Genomic DNA, 19,167 nt, shown 5'->3' on the forward strand with positions numbered 1-19,167 from the left:
CCCCACCCCGGGCGTGCGCCCTACGCAGGCGCGCTCACGACCTCCACGCGGGATCAGTCCGTCGCGGTGGTGTCCCAGCCGTAGTCCGGCAGCGCGAAGAACTCGTCGCCGTTGAGGCGGTCCACCTCACCGGAGGCCATCGCCGCGATCAGCGATTCGACTCCGGTCCGCACCGACTGGATGAGCATGCCCTTCTGCTTCTGCCCGAGGTCGTCCTGCTGACCGCGGACTTCGAACAGCACGGTCGCCGATCCGTTCAGCGCGAACGCCGACCGGCCCTGGCCCGCGTACTCGCGCTCCTGCGGGTGCAGGTAGCGGCCCACCCCGACCAGCGGCGACTGCGAGCCGTAGGCGGCCTGGATGCCGCGCGCCACCGACAGCGCGTAGCGGCGGGACTTGTCCTGGTCGAGCAGCGGGTACTGCTCCTGGTACGCCGCACCGTCGTTGACGCCGAGCGGCGGGTAGTCCAGCGCCACCGAGATGAGCTTGCCGTCCTGCGGCCCGCCCGTGGTGCGCCCGCACGGCCCCATGTGGTGCAGGTCCACCACCGCGTCGACCGCGCCGAACTCCGCGCGCAGCGCCAGGTAGGTGTCCCGGATGGTCCGCGATTCCGGCGACAGGAAGAACCCCGCGTCGACCTGCCGGCCGGGCAGGTCCTCGGGCCGCGGCACGTAGTCCAGGTCCGGGTTGAAGTCGCGGTTCAGGTCGAAGCCCGGCTGGTCGATCCCGTCGCCGTTCGGGCTGTGGTACCAGGCCGTCGGGGCACCGGCGAGCTGCGGGTGGTCGGCCACCACCTGGTCCCACGGCACGACGTTCATGCGCCGGTTCAGCTCGCCGCCGTCGGGGTTGACCATCGGCAGCGCCACCAGGGTGATCGACGACAGCAGCTGCTCGGTCGCGGCGTCCCGGCTGGTGCCGAGGTCCTTCAGGATGCCGAGCAGCGCCTCGGTGCCGGTCCGCTCGTTGCCGTGGATCGCGCTCTGCACCATCAGCACTCGCGGGCCGGTCCCGACGCGCGCGGACCACAGCTCCCGGCCCTGCTTGCTGGCGCCGACCTGCTGCACGCGGACCCGGCCTGCCGAGGTGCTCTCGATGTCCCGCAGCGCTTTCCCGAGCTCAGCGTGATCGGTCCAGCCGCTCCACTGCGGATCGTCGAAGGTCTTGCACTGCCCGGGCCCCTCCGGCGGTGCCGCCTGCACCGGTGCGGCGATTCCGGCCATCGCCGCCGAGCCGACGGCGACCAGGGCGAATGACGTTCTCCAACGCGGAATTCGACTCACAGTCCTACATCTCCGTTCGCGGATCGCACGCTGCGGAGCCCGGAATCCCGGCGCACCGATCCCGCCGCGTTTCCGAGCACATCGCACTGCCGAGAATGCCCAGGGCGCGGATCGTCCTGGCACGGGCCGGTTCCCGGAACCGCCTGATCGGCCGGGATCACAGCTGAGGACTCTAAGTTCGCGTCATTGCGGAGTCAATCTCCCGGAACGAACGGATTTTCCGGTCCAGTCGCTCGCGCGGAGCGCCCCGCGAGCCGGTTCGGGGCGCTCCGAGGGTCCGTCAGAGACCGAGGTCCTTGGCGATGATCGTCTTCATCACCTCGGTCGTGCCGCCGAAGATGCGGGTGACGCGCGCGTCGGCGTACATGCGGGCGATCGGGTACTCCATGATGTAGCCGTAGCCGCCGTGCAGCTGCAGGCACCGGTCGACCACTGTGGACTGGAGCTCGGTGCAGTACACCTTGACCTTCGCCGCGTCGGCCGCCGAGAGCTCCCCGGCGTCGTGCTCGTCGAGCGCGCGGTCCAGCAGCGCCCGCCCCGCCTCGATCTGCACCGCGCACCCGGCCAGCTCGAACTTGCTGTTCTGGAAGCTGCCCACCGGCTTGCCGAAGACCTCGCGCTCGCGCACGTAGTCCAGCGTCATGCGCAGCGCCGCTTCCGCCGCGGCCTGCCCGGACACCGCGATGCCCAGCCGCTCCTGGGGCAGGTTCGCGCCCAGGTGCTGGAAGGCGCGGCCCTCCTCCCCGAGCAGGTTCGCCGCCGGGACCCGCACCTCGTCGAAGAACAGCTCCGCGGTGTCCTGCGCCTTGAGGCCGAGCTTCTCCAGGTTGCGGCCCCGGCTGAACCCGGGCATGTCGCGCTCCACGACCAGCAGCGACAGACCGTCGCGCCGATCTTCGCCCCGCCCGGTGCGGGCCACCACGATCACCAGGTCCGCGTTGTGACCACCGGTGATGAACGTCTTGGCGCCGTTGAGCACGTAGTGGTCGCCGTCGCGGGTGGCGGTGGTGGCCATGCCCGCCAGGTCCGATCCGGTGCCGGGCTCGGTCATGGCGATGGAGCTCATCAGCTCACCGCTGGCCAGGCCCGGCAGCCAGCGCTGCTTCTGCTCGGCGTCGCACAGCGAGATGAAGTAGGGCACCACCACATCGGTGTGCACTTTGGACCCGCCCAGCGAAACACCGGCGCGAGCGGTCTCCTCGGTGATGACGGCGTTGAACTTGAAGCTGCTCGTCCCGCCGCCGCCGTACTCCTCGGGCACCTGCAGCCCGAGCATCCCGACCGCACCGGCCTTGCGGAACAGCTCCCGCGGCACCAGCCCGGCCTTCTCCCAGTCGGCGAAGTGCGGCACGACCTCCTTGGCCAGGAACTCCCGGACCACCTCCCGGAACGCCTGGTGCTCGGCCCCATAAGCAGTGCTGCGCATCCGTTCCTCCCACTCCTCTCACCTGCGGTGAACACGGCTCCGTGCGTGCCCGGCCTGGGATCGCCCCGTTCCGCTGGGCAGGGGGTCCGTGAGCGTTTTGGGGTGCTATGACGCCCCAAAACACTCACGGACCACCCACCCGACCGGCAGCCGGGCAACCCCTCGCGCCCCGCCTCCGGCACGGCTCGTCTCAGAGGAGTTCGAGGATGGTGGCGTTGGCCATGCCGCCGCCCTCGCACATCGTCTGGAGGCCGTAGCGGACGCCGTTGTCCCGCATGTGGTGCACCAGGCGGGTCATCAGGACCGCGCCGGAGCCGCCCAGCGGGTGACCGACGGCGATCGCGCCACCGAGCGGGTTGAGGCGGGCCGGGTCCGCACCGGTCTCGGCCAGCCAGGCCAGCGGCACCGGCGCGAACGCCTCGTTGACCTCGAACGCGCCGATGTCGCCGATGCCGAGCCCGGCCTTGCGCAGCGCCTTGTGCGTGGCGGGCCACGGCGCGGACAGCATCATCACCGGGTCATCACCGGCCAGCACCGCGGTGTGCACCCGCGCGATCGGCCGCAGGCCGCGTTCGCGGGAGATGTCGCTGGTGGTGATGAGCAGTGCGCCGCTGCCGTCGGAGATCTGCGAGGCGTTGCCCGCGGTGATGACGCCGTCCTCGCGGAACGCCGTCTTGAGCTTGCCCAGCGACTCCAGGCTGCCGCCGCGCCGCACGCCCTCGTCGGTGCGCAGCTCCGGCAGCTCCACCAGCTGCCCGTCGAACGCGCCGGAGTCGATGGCCGCGGCGGCCTTCGCGTGCGAGGACAGCGAGTACTCGTCGAGCTGCTGCCGGGAGAAGCCCCACTTCTCGGCCACCATCTCCGCGCCGATGCCCTGGTTGAAGCCCCGCACGCCGTAGCGCTCCAGCACCGAGCCGGGCAGCACCCTGTCCACGCCCTGGCGGGCGAATCCCATCGGCACCCGGCTCATCGACTCCACGCCGCCCGCCACGGCGATGTCGTAGTAGCCCGCGACGACCCCGGCTGCGGCGGCGTGCACGGCCTGCTGGCTGGAGCCGCACTGCCGGTCCACCGAGGTGGCGGGCACCGATTCGGGCCAGCCAGCGGCCAGCACCGAGGTCCGCGCGATGTTGCCCGCCTGCTCCCCCGCCTGGCTCACGCAGCCCCACACCACGTCGTCGACGTCGGCCGGTTCGATCCCGGCGCGCTCCACCAGCGCGTTGAGCACCCGGGCGGACAGGTCCGCGGGATGGATCCCGGCCAGCGCACCGTTGCGCTTGCCGACCGGCGTGCGCACGGCCTCGACGATGACTGCGTCCCTCATCTGCATCTCCTGTCCGGAAACCGGCGGGCCAGGATTCGAATGAACCACCGGAGGCCGCCCCCGGGCAAAGATCAGACCCAGAACGCTCGGATAGGCCACGCCTATGCACCGCTACGGGAGCGGCGGCAGCGCGTCGAGCAGGCCGTCGAAGGCCGCGAGGTCGTAGCGGTCCGGCCGGGCACCTGGCTGCGGGAGCTCGGCGTCTGGCAGCTGCCAGACGACCCGGCCCGGGCTCACCGCCGCCCAGGCGCGGTACCACTGTTCGAGGGGCTCCGACAACCGCGCGTGGAGGTCGAAGTGACGGCGCCGGCGGGTGGGATCACCGGCTCGCCGCCGCCGCAGCACCGGCAGCGGCGGCAGCGTCACCAGGACCAGATCGGCCAGCCCCAGCCGCTTCTCGGCCACCGCTGCCCGGGCCGCCGCTGCCTCCGCTCCGAACCGGGCGGCCGGGCCTTCGCCGATCGCGGCGAGGCACCAGCTGTAGTGCAGCTTGAGCGGATCGCTGTCGCACACCGCGAGGCCCGTCGCCCGCTCCTGGTCGAGCGCGGCTGCCCACCGCCCGGCGTTGACCGCGCTCCAGTAGCTCGCCTGCGCCGCCGGATCGCCGACCGGCTCGCGTCCGGTCGGTTGGTACTCGCCGACGACGTGACCGGGGAAGTGGCGGCGGCACCACGTGGTCTTGCCCGCGGCGCTCGGGCCCTCGACGACGACGATCACAGCGCGTCTCTCACGCCCCGAGGATACGGCGGGCGTCGCGGTCGGGGTCGACCAGCAGCGCGGTGATCAGGCCGCCGACCACGGCCGCCAGGCCGAAGACCTGGAAGGCCAGGGCGAAGCCCTCGCTCGGCGTCGGCGCGACGTCCACCAGCCAGCCGGTCAGCGCCGGAGCGATCAGCCCCGACGACGACTGCAGCGCCAGGAAGACGCCCAGCGTTCCGGACTGCTGGGCGGGCGGGCAGATCTGGGACACCGCCGCCGTCCCCAGCGGCAGCGCCACCGTCCCGATGCCGTAGCCGACCACCACCGCGATGATCGCCAGCACCGGTGAGACCAGGTACGGCAGCAGCGCGAGCAGCGCACCTCCGACCAGCAGGCCGCCCGCGGGCACCAGACCGCGCTGCACCCGGGCGCTCGAACCGCGCGCCACGGCGCGGTCGCTGAACCAGGAGACCACCAGCATCGCGGTCATGCCCGAGATGCTCGGCAGGCCGAACATCACCCCGGCCTGCAACCGGTCGATGCCGAGCCCGACCTCGAAGTAGGACGGCAGCCAGGTCAGGATCACCGACACCAGCCCGTACATGGTGAAGGTGCCGACGACGCAGCCGAGGAAGGTGCGCGACAGCGCGATCCGCCGGAACGGCACCCGGTTCACGACCGGCGCCGATTCCGCGCGCCCCAGCGGCGCCGCGTACGGCCCCTGCCGCCCGATCAGCGCCCAGGCCAGCGCCCACACGACCCCGGCCACGGCCAGCGTGACGAACGACGCCCGCCAGCCCCACACCGCCACGATCAGCGCCAGCAGCGGGGCGATGGCGATCTTGGCGATCGACGCGCCGGAGGACAGCCACGCCGCCGGGAAGCTGCGCTTCTCCTTCGGGAACCACTCGAAGGCCCCGGCGGCGGCCAGCGCGCCCGAGGGCCCTTCCGCCGCGCCGAGCCCGATCCGGCTGATCAGCAAGGTGGCGAAGCTGGCCGAGACGAGCACCGGCACCATGGTCAGCGACCACAGCGCGGCCAGCGTGAACAGCACCCACTTGGTCCGGACCCGGTTGCCGATGAAGCCGACGGTCAGCCCGGCGATGCTGAACAGGAAGAAGAAGGCGCTGCCGATGAACCCGACCTGCGCCGAGGTCAGCCCGAGCTCCTCCTTCAACGGCTGCGCGGCGATGCCGAACACCGTCTTGTCGGCCCAGTTGACCACCACGAACAGCACCAGCATGCCGGTGATCACCCAGGCCATCACCGGCCGCTGGACGGGCGCTGCGGTACCGGGCGGGGCTTCGTGCACTCTGTCGACGGACATGCGCGGTCCCTTCGGGAAAGTCCGGGAGAGGCGACTGCCCGCCCATTGAACGAGACCCGGATCACACCGTCAAAGAGCAACGCGCGAACGCACCGATAGCCCACCACTATGGACACCCGCGGGAACCGAAAACCACCACCTCCCAACTTGTTGCGCAGAACGAAACACAAGAAGAGCCCCATCGAACGCTGTCATGTCAGCGCACGAGTGGAGCGGACGCGCCGCTCTCAGCAGCAGGCGTGGCCGGAGGTGTACTCCGCGCCGTGCCACCAGTACCCCTGCTGCTCCGGGAGGGTTCGGACGGTGTGCGCCGGTCGTGCCGGAGGCTTCGCGGCTGGCTCGCCGATCAGCTCCTCGACGGTGTGCAGGACCCCGTCGAGCATCACCTGGCGGACCTGGGCGACGGCGTTGATGTCGGCCAGCGGATCGCCCTGCACGAAGGCGAGATCCGCGAGCTTGCCCGCGGCGACCGTGCCCAGCTGCTCGCTCATGCCGAGCACTCGCGCACCACCCGACGTGGCCGCGCGCAGGACGTCGTGGTTGTCGATCCCGTTGCGCGCCATCGTGTCGAGGTTCAGGTGGTAGAAGATCCCGTGCGGCACCAGAGGTGAATCGGTGCCGACGGCGATGTTCCCGCCCGCCGCCACCATCCTGCGCACGATGTCCACCTGCCGCGCGTTGTACCTCAGCTCGAGCTCCGGGTAGCGGCCCGCCGCTTCCTCCACCTCGGTGCGGAACTCCTCGTACATCTCCTCGGGCAGCAACGCCTTCAGCCGCGGGTCCTCCAGCGCCCACTCCGCGTAGTGGTAGACCGCCGGGGTCGCTGCGCCGGCCAGTCCCAGCGTCGGCGTCGAGGTCATGCCCGCCCGCACCAGGGTGTCGATCACGTCGGCGTAGGCGCGGCCGGTGTGGCTCTCCTTGTGCCGGTGGCCGTAGCGGCTGGTGGCGCCGGTGTGCTCGACCGCGTCCGCGCCCAGCGCGGCCGGTCCGTACAGGTAGTGCGAGCTCACCGGCACGCCGCTGGCGTGCGCCTGCTCGATCGCCTCCCGCTGGCGGGAGTACGGCAGGCGGACGTAGGTCTTGACCATGTCGTGGCCGAGCTCGCCGACCCGCTCCAGCTCCCGGCGCAGCTCGTCGGCGTCGGTGACGGGCCGGTTGCTGTCGTAGTACACCCGGCCGCCGTCGACGATCTCCCCGGCGGCGAACAGCCGCGGCCCGAGCCTGCGCCCCGACTCGTGCGCCTCCTTGGCCTCCACCGCGAGGTAGTGGCCCGAGCCGGGCGAGCGCACCGAGGTGACGCCGAAGGACAGCCACAGCCGCGGGATCCGGTTGCTCTCCTGCCACGGCAGGTGCTCGTGCGCGGCGATCAGGCCCGGCAGCACCGTCAGGTCCCGGGCGTCGATCACCTCCGGTGCGGCGAGGTCCCTGCCGACCGCCGCGATCCGGTTGCCGCGGACCAGGACGTCCACGTCGCGGCGCAGTTCCCGGTGCTCGCCGTCCCACAGCGCTCCGGCCCGGACCACGACCTCGCCGTCCGGCCGCCGCGGCCGCCAGGTCAGCCGCGTGGGCATCGACCGCACCGCGCCGCTGCGCACGTCGGCGATCCGGATGCGCCCGTTGGACAGGTAGAGCAGGGTGCGGGAATCACCGCCCCAGCTCGGGCAGTCCCCGGTCTCCTCGCTGATCCGCCGCGGCGTGCCCACCGGCCGCGCCTGATCATCCACATCGGACACCCAGACGGTGCCGGACACCACGAAAGCCGCGCTACGCCCGTCCGGCGAGTACACCGGGCCCGCGTCGATCCGGTTGGCCAGCGACCGGCCCGGCAGCGCCGGCGTGTACTCCGCCGCGCCGGTGGCCACGTCCACCGTCAGCACCTGGTTGCTGCCCTCCCGGTAGCGCCTGGTCACCGGGACGAACCCGGCCAGCCCCAGCTTGCTGCCGTCGGCGCTGAAGCACGGCCTGCCGGGCCTGTTGAGCGAACCGATGATCTTGCGCACCGCCCCGGTCGCCAGTTCCACGGTGCACACCCAGCTCTGGGAGAGGAAGGCGACGCTGCGCCCGTCCGGGCTGAACGCGGGCGCCCGCTCGTCCCCGTCGAGATCGGTCAGCTGCCGCTGCTCACCGGTGGTGAGGTCGTGCAGCCACAGGTCGAGCCTGCCGTTGCGGTCGCTGGTGAACACCAGCGTCCGGCCGTCCGGCGACCAGGCCGGTGCGCCGTTGAAGTTGCCGTCGACCACGACCTCCTCGGGTTCCTCGTCGCGCCGCAGCAACCAGATGCCGCCGAGCGCCTGGCAGGCCACCTGCTGCCCGTCCGGGGAGAGCGCGGGCCCCACCAGGCCCTTGACCGGCCGCGGTGCGGAGCTGTCGAAGTCGCGGGTGCTCGCGCGCTCCACCGCGGGCCGCACCGAGACCTCCGCGGCGAAGGGCACGTCCTGGACCTGGCCGGTGCACAGGTCGCGGCGGCGGATCTTCCCGTCGGCGGTGTAGAGCACCTCGTCTGCCGACAGCCAGCGCGGCGCGAACGGGAACACGTCCTCGTCGGGGCCCGACACCTCGCGGCCGTCGATCACCAGCACCGACCGGTCCGTGGTCAGGTGCACGTATGCGAACCGCCCGTCGGGCGCGAAGGACGGCCCGGCGAGCTGCCCTTCGGCGACCTCGACCAGGGTGCGCCGGTTGCCCGCCGAGTCCACCGCGTCGATGGCCGTCGGCGCGTTGTCCACGCCCCTGGTGAAGGCGATCGCCGAGCCGTCGGGGAACCAGACCGGGTGCGCCTCCTGGTCGGCACCGGTGGTCCAGTCGGTGATCCGGCCGGTGGTCGGATCCAGCACCCGGATGCCGTACCGGCCGCCGGTCTCGCCGGAGAAGGCGATCCGCGTGCCGTCCGGCGAGAACCGCGGTTCGCGGTGATCGCTGGAACCGCTGGTCAGCCAGGTGAGCCCGGAGCCGTCGAGGCCCAGCAGCGCCAGGTGGAACTGACCGTCCTGGTAGGACTGGCACACGACGCGCCGCCCGTCGGGTGCGACGTCGGGCTCACCGGCCTCCTGCACCACCTCGGTGATGCGGACCGCCTCACCACCGGCCATCGGCACCACCCACAGCATGTTGAGCAGGTCGAACACCACCGCACGCCCGTCGGGCGAGACCGCGGCAGCCGCATTGGTGGCCTCCCGGATCACCACCTGCCGGGTACCCGCGGCTCCCGGCTCGGCGAAGGAGACCGGTTCACCGGCCAACCTGGTCAACATCCACGCGGAACCGAGTCCAGCGGCGGCACGGCCGCCGTGTGCGAAGAGCTCTCGCCGGGACAGATCCACCACGCACCTCCTGGGGAAAGCAGCGATGGCACCGCATTCAACGCGGGTCCGGCGATCTCGGCAAAGATCGTCATCCGGATGGCACAACGCCGCGACCAGCGCGAAGAAAGCGGCTCCTGCGCCGATCGGCCGATGTCGATTCGCCCCATCGGCACAACCTCCCGGCCGCCCGGTGTTCGCCCGGTCGACCGCTTCTGGTGGTTCACAGCGCGCCGGTGGTGCGGCAAGGTCGAGCGCCGAACCGGGTGGAGGTGAGCGGATTTTGGGGTATTTCAACCGCGGTGAGCGATTCACCGCCGTGACGACCGGCCTGCTGGTCGCGCTGGTCCCGGCGCTGGCGCTGGGCGGCGACGCGCTGGTGGGCAGCGTCGAACGCGCTGCGCCGCAGCCGCCGCCAGACGTGGCGATCAACGGCGAGCTGCCCGTCGAGGAACAGCTCAGCCCCGAGTTCCTGGACGAGGTGCGCACCGGGGAGGACCTGTCCGAGCGCTCCGAGCCCGCCGACCAGGTGCCGCCCGGCCCGCTCGGCATCCCCGGCACCGTCCTGGCCGCCTACCAGCGCGCCGACCGCACCTTGGCCGGCACCACGCCCGGCTGCGGGCTGCACTGGTCGGTGCTGGCCGGGATCGGCCGCATCGAATCGCACCACGCGCGCTCCGGCCGGGTCGACGCCGACGGCCGGACCCTCTCGCCGATCCTCGGCCCGCGCCTGTCCGGCGGCCCGGGGATAGCGGCGATCCGAGACACCGACGGCGCGGCGCTGGACGGCGATGCGGTGTGGGACCGCGCGGTCGGCCCGATGCAGTTCATCCCGTCGACCTGGCGCAGCCAGGCCGCCGACGGCAACGCGGACGGAATCCGCGACCCGCACAACGTCTTCGACGCGGCCCTGGCCGCGGGCCGGTACCTCTGCAGCGGCGGCGGCGACCTGCGCGACCGGACCCAGCTGGCGGCGGCGGTGTTCCGCTACAACCACTCCCAGGCCTACGTCCGCAACGTCCTGGCCTGGGCGGACGCCTACGCCCGAGGCGTCATGCCGACGGCCGGCGACACGACGATCCCGCCGAACGCCGAACTCCTCGCGTTCGCCCACCCGCTCCCGCCAGCAGCCCCGCCCGGCATCCCCCAAGCCGCTGCGGCACCACCTCCCGCAGGCCCGCCACCCCGTCCCGCACCCGCACCGGGCCGACCACCCGCTCCCCCGCCACCCGGAACCACGACGCCACCGCCGCCACCGCCCAGCTCGACCCCGCCGCCGTCGGAACCACCGCCCTCGTCAGAACCCCCGTCCTCCTCGCAGCCGCCGACGAGCGAGCCTCCCCCGACGTCGGAACCACCGACCTCGGAACCACCGCCCCCGGCGACCTCCAGCCCGCAACCGACCTCACCCGCAGCCTGATCGGCCATCCGGCTCCTTGGGAACGCGCTCGGCGGCGGCTAGTCTCCGGCCAATGACGTCTGCATGGACGAACGAGTCCGCGATCGGCCGGTGGAACGCGTCCACCACGCGCGAGGCGATGGATTCCACCGCCGAGGAAGGCGATTTCGCCAAGCGCCACCTGGTGAACCCGGTCCTGCTGCGCCTGCTGGGCGAGGTGTCCGGCCGACGGATCATGGACGCGGGGTGCGGCAACGGCTACTTCAGCCGGATGCTCGCCGAACGAGGAGCGCACGTCACGGGCGTCGAACCCGCGAGCAGCATGGTCACCTACGCCCGCGACAAGGAAGCCGACCTGCGGCAGGGCATCACCTACGTGGAAGCGGACCTGGCGCGCCTGCCGGATCTCGGCGGCCCCTTCGACGCGGTCGTGTGCAGCATGGTCCTGATGGCGATCCCGGACTGGAAGCCCGCGATGCGCGCCTGCGTCGAATCATTGCGCCCAGGAGGCCTTTTCGTGTTCGCGATCGTCCACCCGGCGTTCGAGCAGCTCTGGACCACCTGGCGAGCCCACGGCGAGTACCGCACCGGACGGTACCTGCAGGAGTACGAGATCCCCGGCCCCGTCGCACCCGACTTCCACCGCCCGATCTCGGCCTACCTCAACGAACTGACCGCCCTCGGCGGCCACCTCCGAGAAATCGCCGAGCCAGGCCTGGACCCAACGGTGGCCGCCCGAACCACAACCCCAGGCCTCGAAAGCTACACCCACCTCCCCAACTTCCTCATCACCTCCGCCGAAACCCCAACCTGACACCCCCGCACCACCGAAGGCGATGCCCGGTGAAGGGCACCTTTCACCAACATATTTGGCGAAAGGTGCCCTTCACCTCACACCTGTTCGAGTGACGCGAGTTATCCACACAAGGGGCACTACTCCACAGATTCCTGGGACCTACTGGTCCTTCGCGTCGATAGTGGTCAGGGTGGACACCATGCCAAGAAGATCACCCGTTGACTGGGATGCGGTGGACACGGTCGCGCGGAATGGAATCATCACGGCCCGGGAGCTGGATCAGCTCGGAGTGCCTCGACAAACGGTCTCCAAGCGAACCGACCCAGGGGGGCCGTGGAGGCGAGTCCTGCCTGGCGTGATCCAGCTTTCCACCGGCCACCTCACGATCGCGCAACGCCACGATGCAGCTCTTCGTTACGCAGGACCCGATTCGATGCTCACTGGAATAAGTGCGGCCAAGCTCGGCGGCCTCAGCCGGATTCCCGAAACGACCGACGTGCACATCCTGATTCCTCATCGAAGACGATGTCTCTCCACGAACTTCGTCATCGTCGAGAGAACCACACGCCTTCCAGATCCAGTTCGGAAAGCAGGACTCCTCGTGGCTCCCCCGACCCGCAGCGTGCTCGACGCTGCTCGGCGGTTCACCAAGCTCGATGAAGTACGGGCGCTGCTCTCGGAGGCAGTCCAACGCGGGATCGTGCAGCCGGAAGCCCTGCGGGAAGAGCTGGAGGCGGGTTCGGACCGAGGAAGCAGATTGTGCAGAGTCGTTCTCGAGGAAATGCTCGCCAACGTGCATTCCGTCGCCGAGGGGTGGGCTTATCGCCTGGCAGAACGCAGCGGCCTGCCCCCGATGCAGTGGAACGTGCGCCTGCTGGACCGCCGTGGTCAACTGCTCGGTGTTCCTGACGGCTGGATCGACGAAGTCGGACTCGCATGGCAGATCGACTCACGTGCTTACCACCTGTCCCCCACGAGCTACGACGTCACGGTGCAACGGCATTCGGCCATGACGGCCGAGGGGATCATCGTGGTCCACACACTACCGACGAGTCTGCGAGAAGATCCGGGCAGCGTGTTGCAACAACTCCGCGGAGCCTATGCACTTGCGTGCCAACGACCGCGTCCTGCCGTGACCGCGGTTCGATCCGGTGCCAGATGAGCCGAAGGGCACCTTTCACCAACTTAACGGGCGAAAGGTGCCCTTCACGCCACCTCGAAAGCGCACCTACGCCTCGATCGAGTGGTGGGTGAAGGGCACCTTTGACCAACATAGTTGGCGAAAGGTGCCCTTCACCTGGTGGGTGCTACGCGAGGGGGCGGTCGGTTGGGTTGATGGGGGTGGGGAGGATGGTTCGGTTGGTGAGGTAGGTGTCTACGTGGGCTGCTGCTGAGCGGCCTTCGGCGATCGCCCAGACGATCAGGGATTGGCCGCGGCCCATGTCGCCCGCGGTGAAGACTCCGTCGACCGTGGTCATGAAGGTCTTGTCACGGGCCACGTTGCCCCGGGGGTCGAGGTCGACGCCCAGGTCGGCGATGAGGCCTTCTCGTTCTGGGCCGACGAAGCCCATGGCCAGCAGGACCAGCTGGGCCGGGATCTCGCGTTCCGTGCCCTCGACCGGTTCGAAGCCCGCATCCGTGCGGCGGACCTCCACCAGGCGCAGGGCGCGGACCTTGCCCGACTCGTCGCCGAGCATCTCCTGGGTGCTCACCGAGTAGAGGCGTTCGCCGCCCTCCTCGTGGGCCGAGGAGACCCGGTAGATCATCGGGTAGGTCGGCCACGGGTTGGCCTCCGGGCGGGACTCCGGTGGCATCGGCATGATCTCCAGCTGCGTCACCGATGCCGCACCCTGGCGGTGCGCGGTGCCCACGCAGTCGGCCCCGGTGTCACCGCCGCCGATGACCACCACGTGCTTGTCCTCGGCGTGGATCGGCGACCGCGCCAGGTCGCCCTCCTGCACCTTGTTGGCCAGCGGCAGGTACTCCATCGCCTGGTGCACGCCGTCCAGCTCGCGCCCCGGGACCGGCAGGTCGCGGGCCAGCGTCGAGCCGCCCGCGAGCACCACCGCGTCGTAGTCCTCGCGCAGCTGCTCCACCGTGACGTCGACGCCGACGTTCACACCCGTGCGGAACTCGGTGCCCTCGGCGCGCATCTGGCCGAGGCGGCGGTCCAGCCGCTGCTTCTCCATCTTGAACTCGGGGATGCCGTAGCGCAGCAGCCCGCCGATGCGGTCGGCCCGCTCGTAGACCACCACGCCGTGCCCCACCCGCGTCAGCTGCTGGGCGGCGGCCAGCCCGGCCGGGCCGGAACCGATCACGGCGACCTTCTTGCCGGTCGCGGCGCGCGGCAGCTGCGGGCGCACCAGACCGGAGTCCCAGGCCTTGTCGATGATGCTGATCTCGACCTGCTTGATGCTCACCGGATCGGCGTTGATGCCGACCACGCACGCCGCCTCGCACGGGGCGGGGCACAACGTCCCGGTGAACTCCGGGAAGTTGTTGGTGGCGTGCAGCCGCTCGGCCGCCTCCGCCCAGTCGTCGCGCCAGACCAGGTCGTTCCACTCCGGGATCAGGTTGCCCAGCGGGCAGCCCTGGTGGCAGAACGGGATGCCGCAGTCCATGCAGCGACCGGCCTGCTTCTGCAGCTTGGGCTGCTCGAACTCCAGGTAGACCTCGCGCCAGTCCTTGATGCGCACGTCCACCGGGCGGCGCTGCGGCGTTTCCCGCGGCGTGGTCAGGAATCCCTTGGGGTCAGCCATGAGCCGCCTCCATGATCGCCTCGTTGACGTCGCGGCCGTCGCGTTCGGCAGCGCTGCGCGCCGCGAGCACCCGCTTGTAGTCGCGCGGCATGACCTTGCTGAACCGCTCGACCGAGGTGTCCCAGTCGGCCAGCAGCTCGCGGGCCACCGCCGATTCGGTCTGCTCGAAGTGCCGCCGGACGCGGTCGTGCAGGAACTCCCGGTCCGCGTCGTCGAGCGGGTCCAGGTCGACCATCTCCGGGTTGATCCGCGCGGGGTCGAGGTCGAGCAGGTAGGCGGTGCCGCCGGACATGCCCGCCGCGAAGTTGCGGCCGGTCCGCCCGAGGATCACCACCCGGCCACCGGTCATGTACTCGCAGCCGTGGTCGCCGACGCCCTCCACCACCGCGGTGGCACCGGAGTTGCGCACGGCGAAGCGCTCGCCGACCATGCCGCGCACGAACATCTCACCGCTGGTCGCGCCGTAGAGCAGCACGTTGCCCGCGATGATGTTGTGCTCGGCCGCGAACGGCGCCGAGGAGTCCGGGCGCACCACGATCCGCCCGCCGGACAGGCCCTTGCCGACGTAGTCGTTGGCATCGCCCAGCAGCCGCAGGGTGATGCCGCGCGGCACGAACGCGCCGAAGGACTGCCCGGCCGAGCCGGTGAAGGTCACGTCGATGGTGTCGTCCGGCAGGCCTTCACCGCCCCACCGCCGGGTCAGCTCGGAGCCGAGCATGGTGCCGACGGTGCGGTTGACGTTGCGCACCGGGATGTCCAGCCGAACCGGCCGGCCTTCCTTCAGGCCGCCCTCGCAGAGCTGGATCAGCGTGTTGTCCAGCGCCTTCTCCAGCCCGTGGTCCTGCTCGACGACCTGGTGCCGCGCGGTGCCCGGCGGCAGTTCCGGCACGTGCGTGATCGGCGTGAGGTCCAGGCCGCGGGTCTTCCAGTGCCGCACCGCTTCGGAGGTGTCGAGCAGGTCGGCCTGCCCGATCGCCTCGTCGAGGCTGCGGAAACCCAGCTGCGCCAGGTACTCCCGGACCTCCTGGGCGACGAACTCGAAGAAGTTCACCACGTACTCGGCCTTGCCGGTGAACTTCTCGCGCAGCAGCGGGTTCTGGGTGGCCACGCCCACCGGGCAGGTGTCGAGGTGGCAGACCCGCATCATGATGCAGCCCGAGACCACCAGCGGAGCGGTGGCGAAGCCGTACTCCTCGGCGCCCAGCAGCGCCGCGATCACCACGTCGCGGCCGGTCTTGAGCTGTCCGTCGGTCTGCACCACGATCCGGTCGCGCAGGTCGTTGGCCAGCAGCGTCTGCTGCGTCTCGGCCAGCCCGAGCTCCCAGGGACCGCCGGCGTGCTTGATCGACGACAGCGGCGAGGCACCGGTGCCGCCGTCGTGGCCGGAGATCAGCACCACGTCCGCGTGCGCCTTGGACACACCCGCCGCGACCGTGCCGACGCCCACTTCGGACACCAGCTTGACGTGGATCCGCGCCCGGGGGTTGGCGTTCTTGAGGTCGTGGATCAGCTGCGCCAGGTCCTCGATCGAGTAGATGTCGTGGTGCGGCGGCGGCGAGATCAGCCCGACGCCCGGCGTGGAGTGCCGCGTCTTGGCCACCCACGGGTACACCTTGTGGCCGGGCAGCTGACCGCCCTCGCCGGGCTTGGCGCCCTGCGCCATCTTGATCTGGACGTCATCGGAGTTGACCAGGTACTCGCTGGTCACGCCGAAGCGGCCGGAGGCGACCTGCTTGATCGCCGAGCGCCGCGAGTCGCCGTTGGCGTCCGGGGTGAACCGGTCGGCGTCCTCGCCGCCCTCACCGGTGTTGGACTTGCCGCCCAGCCGGTTCATCGCGATGGCCAGGACCTCGTGCATCTCCTTGGAGATCGACCCGTAGGAGATCGCGCCGGTGGCGAAGCGCTTGACGATGGACGACACCGGCTCGACCTGCTCGATCGGCACCGGCTTGCGCGCCTCGCGGAACTTGAACAGCCCGCGCAGGGTCATCAGCTCGCGGGACTGCTCGTCGACCGCCTGGGTGTACTCCTTGAACACCTCGTAGCGACCGCTGCGGGTGGAGTGCTGGAGCTTGAACACCGTCTGCGGGTTGAACAGGTGCGGCTCGCCTTCGCGCCGCCACTGGTACTCGCCGCCGACCTCCAGCCTGCGGTGCGGTGCCTGCACCCCGTCGCCGGGGTAGGCGCGCCGGTGCCGTTCGGCGACTTCCCGCGCCAGCACGTCGAACCCGACGCCGCCGAGGCGCGAGGTCGTGCCGGTGAAGCACTGCTGCACGACCTCCTCGCCCAGCCCGATCGCCTCGAAGATCTGCGCACCGGTGTAGGAGGCCACAGTGGACACGCCCATCTTGGACATGGTCTTGCGGACGCCCTTGCCCAGCGCCTTGATGAGGTTGTCGGTGGCCTGCTTGGCATCGACGTCCCGGATCACGCCGGTGAGCACCAGGTCTTCCACAGTGGCCATCGCCACATACGGGTTAACGGCAGCGGCGCCGTAACCGATGAGAAGAGCGACATGGTGCACTTCCCGGACGTCGCCGGCTTCGACGATCAGCCCCACCTGGGTGCGCTTCTTCTCGCGCACCAGGTGGTGGTGCACGGCGCCGGTCGCCAGCAGCGACGGGATCGGCGCGTGCTCGGCGTCGGCCGTGCGGTCGGAGAGCACCAGCACGTGCGCGCCGTCGGCGACGGCGGCCGAGACCTCCTCGCAGATCTCCTCCAGCCGGTTGCGCAGCGCTTCGCCGCCACCCGCGACGTGGTAGGTCATCGACACGACCGCGGGCTTGAGCCCTGGGCGGTCGCCGTCGTCGTTGAGGTGCACGATCTTGGCGAGCTGGTCGTTGTCCAGCACCGGGAACGGCAGCGCCAGGTTGCGGCAGGCCGCCGGGTGGTGGTCGAGCAGGTTGTGCTCCGGCCCGACGTGGGTGCCCAGCGAGGTGACCAGCTCTTCCCGGATGGCGTCCAGCGGCGGGTTGGTGACCTGCGCGAACAGCTGGGTGAAGTAGTCGAACAGCTGCCGCGGGCGCTCGGAGAAGGCGGCGAAGGGCACGTCGTTGCCCATCGAGCCGATCGGTTCGGCGCCGCTGGTGGCCATCGGCTTGAGCAGCACGCCGAGTTCTTCCTGCGTGTAGCCGAAGACCTGCTGCCGGTGCACCAGCGAGTCGTGCGAGGGCAGTTCCCGCTCGCGGTCGGGCAGGTCGGCCAGGCGCACGACGCCCGCGTCCAGCCACTCCTGGTACGGGTGCTCGGCGGCGAGCTCGCCCTTGATCTCGTCGTCGTCGATGATGCGGCCGGCTTCGGTGTCGACCAGGAACATCCGGCCCGGTTGCAGGCGGCCCTTGCGGACGATCTTGTCCGGCTCGACCTCCAGCACGCCGACCTCGCTGGCCAGCACCACGAGCCCGTCCTCGGTGACCCAGTAACGCCCGGGACGGAGGCCGTTGCGGTCGAGCACCGCACCGATCTGCGCACCGTCGGTGAAGGCCACCAGCGCCGGGCCGTCCCAGGGTTCCATCAGGTAGTTGTGGAACTCGTAGAACGCGCGGCGGGCCGGGTCCATCTCGGCGTGGTTCTCCCACGCCTCCGGGATCATCATCAGCACCGCGTGCGGCAGCGAACGGCCGCCGAGGTGCAGCAGTTCCAGCACCTCGTCGAAGGTCGCCGAGTCGCTGGCGCCGGGGCTGGCGATCGGGAACAGCCGCTGCAGGTCACCGGGGATCAGGTCGGTGGCGAGCATGCTCTCGCGGGTCCGCATCCAGTTGCGGTTGCCCTTGACCGTGTTGATCTCGCCGTTGTGCGCGATGTAGCGGTACGGGTGCGCCAGCGGCCACGACGGGAACGTGTTGGTGGAGAACCGGCTGTGCACCAGGCCGATCGCGCTGGCGAACCGCTCGTCGCCGAGGTCCGGGTAGAACGCGCCGAGCTGGGCCTCGGTGAGCATTCCCTTGTACACGATGGTGCGCGCCGACAGGCTCGGGAAGTACACGTCGGCTTCGTGCTCGGCCCGCTTGCGGACGCAGAACGCGCGCCGTTCCAGTTCCAGCGGTGTCCCGCCGGCCTCGTGATCGAGGAAGAGCTGGCGGAAGCCCGGCATCGTCTCGCGCGCCGAAGTGCCCGCGCAGTCGGGTGCGACCGGCAGGTCGCGCCAGCCGAGCAGCCGCAGGCCTTCCTCGGCCACGATCCGCTCGATGATCTCCGCGGCCCGCGCCGCCGCACCGGGATCGGCGGGCAGGAAGGCCGTGCCCACGGCGTACTCGCCGCGTCCGGGCAGCGCGAAGGGAACTTCCGCGCGGAAGAACGCGTCCGGGACCTGGGTGAGCAGCCCGACCCCGTCACCGGTGTCGGGGTCGGCGCCCTTGGCGCCGCGGTGCTCCAGGTTGCGCAGTGCCGTCAGAGCTTTCTCGACCAGCTCGTGGCTCTGCCGACCCTGCAGGTCGGCGACGAAAGCGACACCGCACGCGTCGTGTTCATTGGCCGGGTCGTAGAGACCGGCGGCCGCGGCGCTGCGTTGCGCCACGCTTCTTGCATGGTGGGAAAGGGGCATCGTACCTCCCGTCGTCAGGCCGCGATCCGCAACTGGGCATGACTCACCCACGGCGGAGCCGCAAGAACCTTTGGGGGCACTGACAAAAGGATGCGCCGTTGCACTCTCGGTCAGTTTGAGGCACTCTACAGATCGAGCGCCCGGATAGCTACCGTCAAGTAACACCAAATTAAGCGAGTGTTACCCGGCTCCCAGGTGTTGGGACAGCGCTGTCGCAATCCCTGCGAGCTCGGGGAATTCTGCACCACGACACCGTCCATACGCGACTGCCGGGCGCATCGAGTGGCGTTGTTCACGATCTTCTTGCGGTGACGG

General features: G+C 70.6%; 11 protein-coding genes. 3 read left to right on the top strand and 8 right to left on the bottom strand.

The annotated features are described in order from the left end of the window. Positions 1-53: 53 nt before the first annotated feature. The 6 genes from OU416_RS30120 to OU416_RS30145 all read right to left on the bottom strand — a co-directional run bounded on the left by OU416_RS30120 (position 54) and on the right by OU416_RS30145 (position 9,307). A complete protein-coding gene (locus OU416_RS30120; protein ID WP_270930430.1) occupies positions 54-1,280 on the bottom strand; it encodes a M14 family zinc carboxypeptidase in 1,227 nt (408 codons plus the stop codon). Positions 1,281-1,560: 280 nt separating this feature from the next. Next, positions 1,561-2,706 (bottom strand): acyl-CoA dehydrogenase family protein, encoded by a 1,146-nt coding sequence (locus OU416_RS30125; protein WP_270930431.1) that lies wholly within the window; start codon positions 2,704-2,706, stop codon positions 1,561-1,563. A 190-nt stretch (positions 2,707-2,896) separates the two neighbouring features. Then, a complete protein-coding gene (locus OU416_RS30130) occupies positions 2,897-4,030 on the bottom strand; it encodes a thiolase family protein (protein ID WP_270930432.1) in 1,134 nt (377 codons plus the stop codon). Positions 4,031-4,141: 111 nt separating this feature from the next. Then, positions 4,142-4,747, bottom strand: coding sequence for a hypothetical protein (locus tag OU416_RS30135; protein ID WP_270930433.1), 606 nt, complete (start codon positions 4,745-4,747; stop codon positions 4,142-4,144). 10 nt (positions 4,748-4,757) lie between these two features. Continuing rightward, a complete protein-coding gene (locus OU416_RS30140; RefSeq protein WP_270930434.1) occupies positions 4,758-6,056 on the bottom strand; it encodes an MFS transporter in 1,299 nt (432 codons plus the stop codon). A gap of 227 nt (positions 6,057-6,283) precedes the next feature. Continuing rightward, entirely contained in the window at positions 6,284-9,307 is a 3,024-nt protein-coding gene (locus tag OU416_RS30145; RefSeq protein ID WP_270930435.1) for an amidohydrolase family protein, read from the bottom strand. A 367-nt stretch (positions 9,308-9,674) separates the two neighbouring features. On the opposite strand from OU416_RS30145, the gene OU416_RS30150 reads away from it, so the two are divergent. From OU416_RS30150 to OU416_RS30160, 3 genes are all read left to right on the top strand, one after another. Beyond that, entirely contained in the window at positions 9,675-10,775 is a 1,101-nt protein-coding gene (locus OU416_RS30150) for a lytic transglycosylase domain-containing protein (RefSeq protein WP_270930436.1), read from the top strand. A gap of 52 nt (positions 10,776-10,827) precedes the next feature. Beyond that, positions 10,828-11,568 (top strand): class I SAM-dependent methyltransferase, encoded by a 741-nt coding sequence (locus OU416_RS30155; RefSeq protein ID WP_270930437.1) that lies wholly within the window; start codon positions 10,828-10,830, stop codon positions 11,566-11,568. Positions 11,569-11,905: 337 nt separating this feature from the next. Beyond that, on the top strand, positions 11,906-12,712 hold the full coding sequence (locus OU416_RS30160) for a hypothetical protein (protein ID WP_270930438.1): 807 nt from the start codon (positions 11,906-11,908) through the stop codon (positions 12,710-12,712). 145 nt (positions 12,713-12,857) lie between these two features. Here OU416_RS30160 and OU416_RS30165 read toward each other — a convergent pair whose 3' ends face one another. Both OU416_RS30165 and gltB read right to left on the bottom strand, forming a co-directional pair. Beyond that, positions 12,858-14,309, bottom strand: coding sequence for a glutamate synthase subunit beta (locus OU416_RS30165; RefSeq protein WP_270930439.1), 1,452 nt, complete (start codon positions 14,307-14,309; stop codon positions 12,858-12,860). Continuing rightward, positions 14,302-18,852 carry a glutamate synthase large subunit gene (gene gltB / locus OU416_RS30170; protein ID WP_270930440.1) on the bottom strand — a complete coding sequence of 1,517 codons (4,551 nt, stop codon included), beginning with the start codon at positions 18,850-18,852 and terminating at the stop codon, positions 14,302-14,304. The genes OU416_RS30165 and gltB overlap by 8 nt, the downstream gene beginning before the upstream one ends. Positions 18,853-19,167: the final 315 nt, after the last annotated feature.

The sequence above is a fragment of the Saccharopolyspora indica genome, from assembly GCF_027853965.1.
In the GTDB taxonomy this organism is placed as follows: domain Bacteria; phylum Actinomycetota; class Actinomycetes; order Mycobacteriales; family Pseudonocardiaceae; genus Saccharopolyspora; species Saccharopolyspora indica.